The sequence below is a fragment of the Brevundimonas sp. genome (assembly GCF_044336875.1).
Taxonomy (GTDB): Bacteria; Pseudomonadota; Alphaproteobacteria; order Caulobacterales; family Caulobacteraceae; genus Brevundimonas.
In genome coordinates this window covers 140,524-147,928 of record NZ_JBIIOP010000007.1, presented here as the reverse complement: position 1 = coordinate 147,928, position 7,405 = coordinate 140,524, and the positions used below count along the sequence as shown (strand labels likewise).

General features: G+C 66.8%; 7 protein-coding genes. All 7 read right to left on the bottom strand.

Annotated features, from left to right (window positions below):
• Positions 1-67 precede the first annotated feature (67 nt).
• The 7 genes from ACIQ1T_RS11080 to ACIQ1T_RS11050 all read right to left on the bottom strand — a co-directional run bounded on the left by ACIQ1T_RS11080 (position 68) and on the right by ACIQ1T_RS11050 (position 7,404).
• Positions 68-1,516, bottom strand: a complete 1,449-nt coding sequence (locus tag ACIQ1T_RS11080; protein WP_395944606.1) for an ammonium transporter — start codon at positions 1,514-1,516, stop codon at positions 68-70.
• 192 nt (positions 1,517-1,708) lie between these two features.
• Positions 1,709-2,815 carry a 3-isopropylmalate dehydrogenase gene (gene leuB, locus ACIQ1T_RS11075; protein ID WP_395944605.1) on the bottom strand — a complete coding sequence of 369 codons (1,107 nt, stop codon included), beginning with the start codon at positions 2,813-2,815 and terminating at the stop codon, positions 1,709-1,711.
• The gene (gene leuD, locus ACIQ1T_RS11070; RefSeq protein ID WP_395944604.1) at positions 2,815-3,399 is read right to left on the bottom strand and encodes a 3-isopropylmalate dehydratase small subunit; all 585 of its coding nucleotides are present in this window, start codon (positions 3,397-3,399) and stop codon (positions 2,815-2,817) included. The genes leuB and leuD overlap by 1 nt, the downstream gene beginning before the upstream one ends.
• A 149-nt stretch (positions 3,400-3,548) precedes the next feature.
• On the bottom strand, positions 3,549-4,955 hold the full coding sequence (gene leuC, locus ACIQ1T_RS11065) for a 3-isopropylmalate dehydratase large subunit (RefSeq protein WP_395944603.1): 1,407 nt from the start codon (positions 4,953-4,955) through the stop codon (positions 3,549-3,551).
• Positions 4,948-5,907, bottom strand: coding sequence for a branched-chain amino acid transaminase (locus ACIQ1T_RS11060; protein WP_395944602.1), 960 nt, complete (start codon positions 5,905-5,907; stop codon positions 4,948-4,950). The genes leuC and ACIQ1T_RS11060 overlap by 8 nt, the downstream gene beginning before the upstream one ends.
• Positions 5,891-7,153: a 2-isopropylmalate synthase gene (locus tag ACIQ1T_RS11055; protein ID WP_395944601.1), complete on the bottom strand. Its 1,263-nt coding sequence runs from the start codon at positions 7,151-7,153 to the stop codon at positions 5,891-5,893. Before ACIQ1T_RS11055 ends, ACIQ1T_RS11060 begins: the two co-directional genes overlap by 17 nt.
• Entirely contained in the window at positions 7,153-7,404 is a 252-nt protein-coding gene (locus tag ACIQ1T_RS11050; protein ID WP_395944600.1) for an ACT domain-containing protein, read from the bottom strand. Before ACIQ1T_RS11050 ends, ACIQ1T_RS11055 begins: the two co-directional genes overlap by 1 nt.
• Position 7,405: the final 1 nt, after the last annotated feature.

Genomic DNA, 7,405 nt, shown 5'->3' with positions numbered 1-7,405 from the left:
TTTCTGTTTGGTTTGTAAAGCGTGGCCGCCGGACGCGAAGGGAGGAACGCGCCCGGCGACGGTTGGCTCAGTGTTCCAGGGCTTCGCCGTGGAGGGTGGTGTCCAGACCTTCGGCTTCCTGGGCATCCGTCACGCGCAGACCGGTCGTGAACTTGCAGATGATCAGGATGATGAAGGTGCCGACCGCCGAGTAGGCGATGGTCCAGGCCAGACCCAGGGCCTGGGTCGGGATGTTGGCGCCTTCGCCCAGGCTGTTGATCGCGGTGGAGGCGAACACGCCGGTCAGCAGGGCGCCGATCAGACCGCCCGCGCCGTGGATGCCGAAGGCGTCCAGCGAGTCGTCGTAGCGGAGCAGCTTCTTGATCCACACCGACGAGATGTAGCAGACCGGCCCGGCGATCAGGCCGATGATGACCGCGCCCTTGGGATCGACGAAGCCGGCGGCCGGGGTGATGGCGACCAGGCCAGCGACCACGCCCGACAGCATGCCGATCAGCGAGACCTTCTTCTTCTCGATGACTTCGATCAGCTTCCAGGTCAGGGCGGCGGCGGCGGCGGCCAGAATGGTGTTCAGCAGGGCCACGCCCATCAGGTCGTTGGCGGCGCCCGCCGAACCTGCGTTGAAGCCGATCCAGCCGACCAGCAGCAGCGAGGCGCCGATCATGGTCAGGACGGGGTTGTGCGGGTTGATGACCTCGGTGCCGTAACCTTTGCGGCGGCCCAGGAAGATGGCGCAGACCAGACCGGCCACGCCCGAGTTGACGTGAACGACCGCGCCGCCGGCGAAGTCCAGCACGCCGGCGCCGCCGAGGAAGCCGCCGCCCCAGACCCAGTGACAGATGGGCGCATAAACCAGCAGCGACCACAGGGCGGTGAAGAGCAGCAGGGCCGAGTATTTGAAGCGTTCGGCGAAGGCGCCCGTGATCAGGGCCGGGGTGATGATGGCGAAGGTCATCTGGAAGGAGATGAACAGGAACTCCGGAATGCCCGGCAGCAGGCTGTTGGCCGTCTGCAGCGAGATCCCGTTCAGGAACAGGGCGTCGAAACCACCGATGTAGGGCTGTAGCGCCTCATCGCCGTTGGCGCTGAAGGCGATCGAATAGCCGGCGATGAACCACACCAGGCTGACGACGGCGAAGACGCCGACCGACTGGGTGATGGTGGCCACCACGTTCTTGCGACGGACCATGCCGCCGTAGAACAGGGCCAGACCCGGCAGGGTCATCAGAAGCACCAGGGCGGTCGAGGTGCCGAGCCAGCTCGTGCCGGCGGCATCCAGTTCGAGCGCGGCCTGGTGAGGCAGAAGGGCCGGAGCGGCCTCTTCCGGAGCGACGGCTTCCTCGACGACGGCGGCGGCTTCGGCAACCGTTTCGGTCACGGGAGCGGCGGCTTCGGCGACGGCGGCCGGAGCGGTGGCGGCCGCCTCCTGGGCGAACGCCCCGCCCGCGTAGAACAGGCCTACGGTTAGAAGAAGAAGGGCCAGAAGGCCCGGTAGACGGTTAAGCACCTGCGACATGAAAGCATCCCCTCTGTGATCTCGCAGTTGCGAACTGTTTACCGCAACGTCACACTTCGCAAGGGGGATATCGGCGCTCGCCGCAATTTTAATGCCTGTGTCGCCTATAACACACCGGGTTTAGGCAAGATATTACCTTGGCCTTTTCGGCGACGCACAAATCTCGCGATCGTACGCCGCCGGACGAAATCCTTAACCCCAGTGCATCTGGACGCGGTGCGCGGCGGCCCAATGGATCGCCTTGATCGCGTCGATGATGGCCTCAGCCGCCGCGCGGGTGCCCAGCTCCCCGCCCAGATCGGCGGTTGTGGCTCCGGCGGCCAGGACGGCCGCGACCGCCGCCTCGATCGAGGTCGCCTCATCCTCCAGTTCCAGGCTGTGACGCAGCATCATCGCAGCCGACAGAATCGTTCCCACCGGATTGGCCAGATCCTGGCCGGCGATGTCCGGCGCCGAGCCGTGGATCGGTTCGAACAGACCCGGTCCCGCCTCGCCCAGCGACGCGGACGGCAACAGGCCGATGGAGCCGCCCAGCACCGAGATCTCGTCCGACAGGATGTCGCCGAACATGTTCTCGGTCAGGATGACGTCGTATTCGCGCGGCTTGCGGATCAGGTGCATGGCCATGGAATCGACCAGGGCGTGCTCCAACTCGATCTCGGGATATTCCTCGGCGTGGATGCGGGTCACGACCTCGCGCCACAGGCGGCTGGTCTCCATGACATTGGCCTTGTCGACCGAGGTCACCTTGCCGCGACGCTGGCGAGCCGTCTGGAAGGCGGCGCGGGCGACGCGCTCGATCTCGACCACCGTATATTCGCACAGGTCGGTCGCGCCCTTCTCGTCGCGCGTCTTCTTGCCGAAATAGACGCCGCCGGTCAGTTCGCGGAAGACGATCAGATCGACGCCCTCGACGATCTCCTTCTTCAGCGGCGAACGGTGGGCCAGGACCGGCGAAACCTGCAGCGGGCGCAGATTGGCGAACAGGCCCATGGCCTTGCGGATCGCCAGCAGCCCCTGTTCGGGCCGCACCTTGCCGCCGTCCCACTTGGGACCGCCGACCGCACCCAGCAGGACCGCGTCGGCGGCGACGCAGGCGGCGCGCGTCGCTTCCGGCAGGGCCTCGCCCGTGGCGTCGATGGCCGCGCCGCCGATCAGATGCTCGCTGAACTCGAAATGATGGCCGTAAAAGTCGGCGATGACGGACAGGACCTGACGGGCGGCGCTCGCGACCTCGGGGCCGACGCCGTCGCCAGGCAGGACGACGATATTATAGGTCTTGGGGGCGGCGGTGGTCATCAGACGGTCTCTCTCGAACGCTCGAACGCTTCGATCTCGGGCATGTTTGATTGCAGCCAGCCCAGGGTGTCCACCCCGTCCAGCAGGCATTGGCGGGCGAAGGATTCGACCCCGAATGGCACGGGCTCGGCATTGCCGCGCTGGATCTGGTTGGACTGGAGGTCGATCGTGACCGGCTGATCCGGCTGCGACGCCAGATCGTCCCACACGGCTTGGCTGACGACGATCGGCAGAAGGCCGTTTTTCAAGGCGTTCGATGTAAAAATGTCAGCGATCTCGGTCGAGATCACCGCCTTGAACCCATAGTCCAGCAGGGCCCAGGGGGCGTGTTCGCGCGACGAGCCGCAGGCGAAATTCTTCCCCGCCAGCAGGATGCGGTGCGCGCTCGGGTCGATCCGGTTCAGGATGGCCTCGGGCTTTTCCGAACCGTCGTCCTCGTAACGCCAGTCGTAGAAGGCGGCCTTGCCCAGACCTTCGCGCGTCGTCGTGGTCAGGAAGCGCGCGGGGATGATCTGGTCGGTGTCGATATTGGCCTGGCTGAGCGTGACCGTCTTCGAGGTCAGGACCTGGAAGGGTTCAGACATATTGATCTCCGCTCATCCCCGCGAAAGCGGGGCCCCAGTTCTTTGGGCGATAGCCCTTGCCGTTCGTCCACTGACGGTCATCCCGCGCACCGTGCCTCACGAAAGCACTGGGTCCCCGCTTTCGCGGGGATGAGCGGAAGAAGGAGGCGTTACGCATTCGCGGCCTCGCTCAGATAGACGCGCGGATCGGTCAGCACCCCAGCCACCGCCGTCGCGGCCGCCGTCGCCGGACTGGCCAGGATGGTGCGGGCGTCCTTGCCCTGACGGCCCTCGAAATTGCGGTTCGAGGTCGAGACCGCCAGTTGCCCCGGCGAGACGAAGTCGCCGTTCATGGCGATACACATCGAACAGCCGGGAATACGCCATTCGGCCCCGGCGGCGATGAAGACCTGGTCCAGCCCCTCGGCCTCGGCGTCGCGACGCACGGCCTCGGAGCCCGGCACCACCAGCATCCGCAGGCCCGGCTTGACCTTGCGGCCGCGCAGCACCTCGGCGGCGGCGCGCAGATCGGGCAGACGGCCGTTGGTGCAGGAGCCGATGAAGACCACGTCCACCGGCTGATCGGTCGTCGCCTCGCCGGCGGTGAAGCCCATATAGGCGATGGCCTTGCGGTCGCTGTCCGACTGCGGCTGCGGCACGGGCGAACCGATCGGCGCGCCCGCATCCGGGGTCGTGCCCCAGGTCGCCATCGGGCGGATGGCCGCGCCGTCGAGGGTCACTTCCTTGTCGAAGACCGCGCCGGGATCACTGGACAGTTTCAGCCATTCGGCCGTCGCCGCCTCATAGTCGGCGGGCACGTGCTTGCGGCCGCGCAGCCAGTCGATGGTCGTCTGATCGGGCGCAATCATGCCCGCGCGGGCGCCGGCCTCGATGGACATGTTGCACAGGGTCATCCGCCCTTCCATGTCCAGCGACCGCACGGCCTCGCCAGCGTATTCGATGACATAGCCCGTGCCGCCGCCGAAGCCGATGGCGGCGATCACGGCCAGAGCCACATCCTTGCCGGACACGCCCGGCTGCAGTTCGCCGCTCACCGTCACCCGCATGGCCTTGGCCTTGCGTTGCAGCAGGCACTGGGTCGCCAGCACATGGCCGACTTCCGAAGTGCCGATGCCGAAGGCCAGGGCCCCGAAGGCGCCGTGGGTCGCGGTATGGCTGTCGCCGCAGACCACGGTCATGCCCGGCTGGGTCAGGCCCAACTCAGGCCCCATGACATGGACCACGCCGCGGTCGTCGGAGTCCCAGCCCGCCAGGGGCACGCCGTGGGCGGCGCAGTTCCGCTCCAGCGTATGGACCTGGGCCTCGGCCTGGGCGGTGACATAGGGTTTCAGACCGTTCAGCCCCGCCGGCAGGGTCGGGGTCGAATGGTCCAGGGTCGCATAGGTACGGTCGGGGCGGCGGACCTTCAGCCCGCGCGCCTCGATTTCACTGAAGGCCTGCGGGCTGGTGACTTCGTGCACCAGATGCAGGTCGATATACAGCACCCCCGGCGTGTCGGCCGTTTCCGACCGCACGACGTGGGCGTCCCAGACCTTGTCGAACAGGGTCTTAGGCATATTCAGGGGTCCGTTTCTCTACGCTGGTTCCAATGGGTTCCAGCCAGCCGAACGTGTCCGGGGTCTCACCGGTGAACAGGCCGCGGAAGGCGTTGTTGACCGCCTTGGTCACCGGGCCGGGGCCGGCGGCGCGGGTGGTGATGCCGTCGACCGAGCGGACGGGCGTGATCTCGGCGGCGGTGCCGGTCATGAAGATCTCGTCGGCCAGATACAGGGCCTCGCGCGGCATCGCCTGTTCCACCACCTCATAGCCCTGCGCCTTGGCCAGCTTGATGACGCTGTCGCGGGTGATGCCCATCAGGATGGAGTTGGCGGCCGGCGGGGTCATGACCTTGTTGTCCTTGACCACGAACAGGTTCTCGCCCGCCCCTTCCGACAGACGGCCGTCGACGCCCAGGGCGATGCCCTCGCCGAAGCCGCCCACGCGAGCCTCGCGGCCGATCAGATAGGAGGACAGATAATTGCCGCCCGCCTTGGCCGCCGAAGGCGTGGTGTTCGGCGCGGTGCGGTTCCAGCTGGACACGCAGGCGTCCACGCCCTTCTCCAGAGCTTCTTCGCCCAGATAGGCGCCCCAGGGGAAGGCGGCGATGGCGATGTCGACGTTCATGTTGCCGGCGGCCGGGGTCACGCCCATGCCGCACTGGCCCAGGAAGGCGATGGGCCGGATATAGGCCGACTTCAGGCCTTCCGACCGCACCACCGCGTGGCAGGCCTCGACCAGCTCGTCCTCGGTGTAGGGCAGCTGGATATGATAGATGCGGGCGCTGTCGAACAGGCGACGCACATGCTCGCGCAGACGGAAGCCGCACGGGCCGTTCGGGGTGTCATAGACGCGGATCCCCTCGAACACCGAGGTGCCGTAGTGGAGCGCGTGGCTCATCACGTGGATCTTCGCGTCGGCCCAAGGCGTCAGTTCGCCATTGATCCAGATATTCTCAGCCAGCGGCTGCATAGGCTTCTTCCTTGTTAGTCGTAACGCCGTCGACTTGGTCGATGATGGCGATCAGTTCTTCGTCGTTGATTTCGCCGATCTGGTCGGCGCGTTGCTTGAAGCCGGCCACGACAGCGGCCAGGCGCTCGCCCTCGATGGGACGGCCGATGGTCTCGGCGCGCTTGGCGATGGCGTGACGGCCCGAGTGCTTGCCCAGCACGAAATAGCTGCCCTCGAAGCCGACGTCCTGCGGACGCATGATCTCGTAGGTGCGGCTGTCGGCCAGCATGCCGTGCTGGTGGATCCCGGCCTCGTGGGCGAAGGCGTTGATGCCCACCACCGACTTGTTGCGGGCGATCACCGTCTCGGTGATCTCGCACAGGATCTTGGAGGCGCGCACCAGATGGCGGCTGTCGGCGCCGGTCGTCACGCCATACAGGTCCTCGCGGACCTTCAGGGCCATGATGACCTCTTCGATCGAGCAGTTGCCCGCCCGTTCGCCGATGCCGTTGATCGCGCCCTCGATCTGACGCGCCCCGCCCTGGACCGCGCCCAGGGAGTTGGCGACCGCCATGCCCAGGTCGTCGTGGGAGTGGGCCGAGAAGATGACGTGCGGATGCCGCTTCTTGATCCGTTCGGCCAGGAAGGCGAACCGCTCGCGCACCTCTTCCGGCGTGGCGTAGCCGACCGTGTCGGGCACGTTCAGGGTGCGGGCGCCGGCGTCTGCGGCGGCTTCCAGAATGTCGGCCAGGAACTCCGGCTCGGTGCGGAAGGCGTCCTCGGCCGAGAATTCGACGTCGTCGAACAGGCTGGCGGCGTATTCCACCGAACGCACGGCCGTCGACATCACCTCGTTGGTCGACATCTTCAGCTTGGCCGAACGGTGGATCGGGCTGGTGCCGATGAAGGTGTGGCAGCGGCGGTGCGACTTGGGCGCCGGCTGCAGGGCGCGATAGACCGCGTCGATGTCCTTCTCGTTGGCCCGCGACAGCGAGCAGAAGACCGGTCCCTCGACCTCGCCCGCCACGCGGCGGATGGCTTCCTCGTCGCCCGGCGAGGCGGCGGCGAAGCCCGCCTCTATAACGTCGACGCCCAGGTCTCTCAGGACCTGGGCCATCTTCACCTTGGCCTGGGCGGTCATCGAGAAGCCCGGCGCCTGCTCCCCGTCCCGCATCGTCGTGTCGAAGACGATGACCCGGTTGGGGTCGGTGGCGATTTGTTCGGTGCGCGATACGCCCGATACTCGTTCGCCCTGGGTGGTAATCATTACGCGGCCTCGGATTGAATAATGTCGTTGCTGATGCGGCGAACGCCGAACAGCCGGTCGATCTGGCGACCCAGGTTGTCCATGCAGCGGCCGGCGTCGCGGCCGCGCACGGTCAGGGCGATGCGGCGGAAGGCGCCCTCGTCGGCCATGTTGATGCCGTCGATGTGGAAGCCCCGGCGCTCCACAAGCCCGATGAGACGCTGAAGCGAACCGTCCGCACGGTCGATCTGGATGTGGATCGTGTCGCTCATC

Coding starts and splice junctions, on each gene's coding strand:
- leuC (WP_395944603.1), bottom strand. CDS start 4,955: ATGCCTAAGACCCTGTTCGACAAGGTCTGGGACGCCCACGTCGTGCGG.
- ACIQ1T_RS11080 (WP_395944606.1), bottom strand. CDS start 1,516: ATGTCGCAGGTGCTTAACCGTCTACCGGGCCTTCTGGCCCTTCTTCTT.
- ACIQ1T_RS11050 (WP_395944600.1), bottom strand. CDS start 7,404: ATGAGCGACACGATCCACATCCAGATCGACCGTGCGGACGGTTCGCTT.
- leuD (WP_395944604.1), bottom strand. CDS start 3,399: ATGTCTGAACCCTTCCAGGTCCTGACCTCGAAGACGGTCACGCTCAGC.
- ACIQ1T_RS11060 (WP_395944602.1), bottom strand. CDS start 5,907: ATGCAGCCGCTGGCTGAGAATATCTGGATCAATGGCGAACTGACGCCT.
- ACIQ1T_RS11055 (WP_395944601.1), bottom strand. CDS start 7,153: ATGATTACCACCCAGGGCGAACGAGTATCGGGCGTATCGCGCACCGAA.
- leuB (WP_395944605.1), bottom strand. CDS start 2,815: ATGACCACCGCCGCCCCCAAGACCTATAATATCGTCGTCCTGCCTGGC.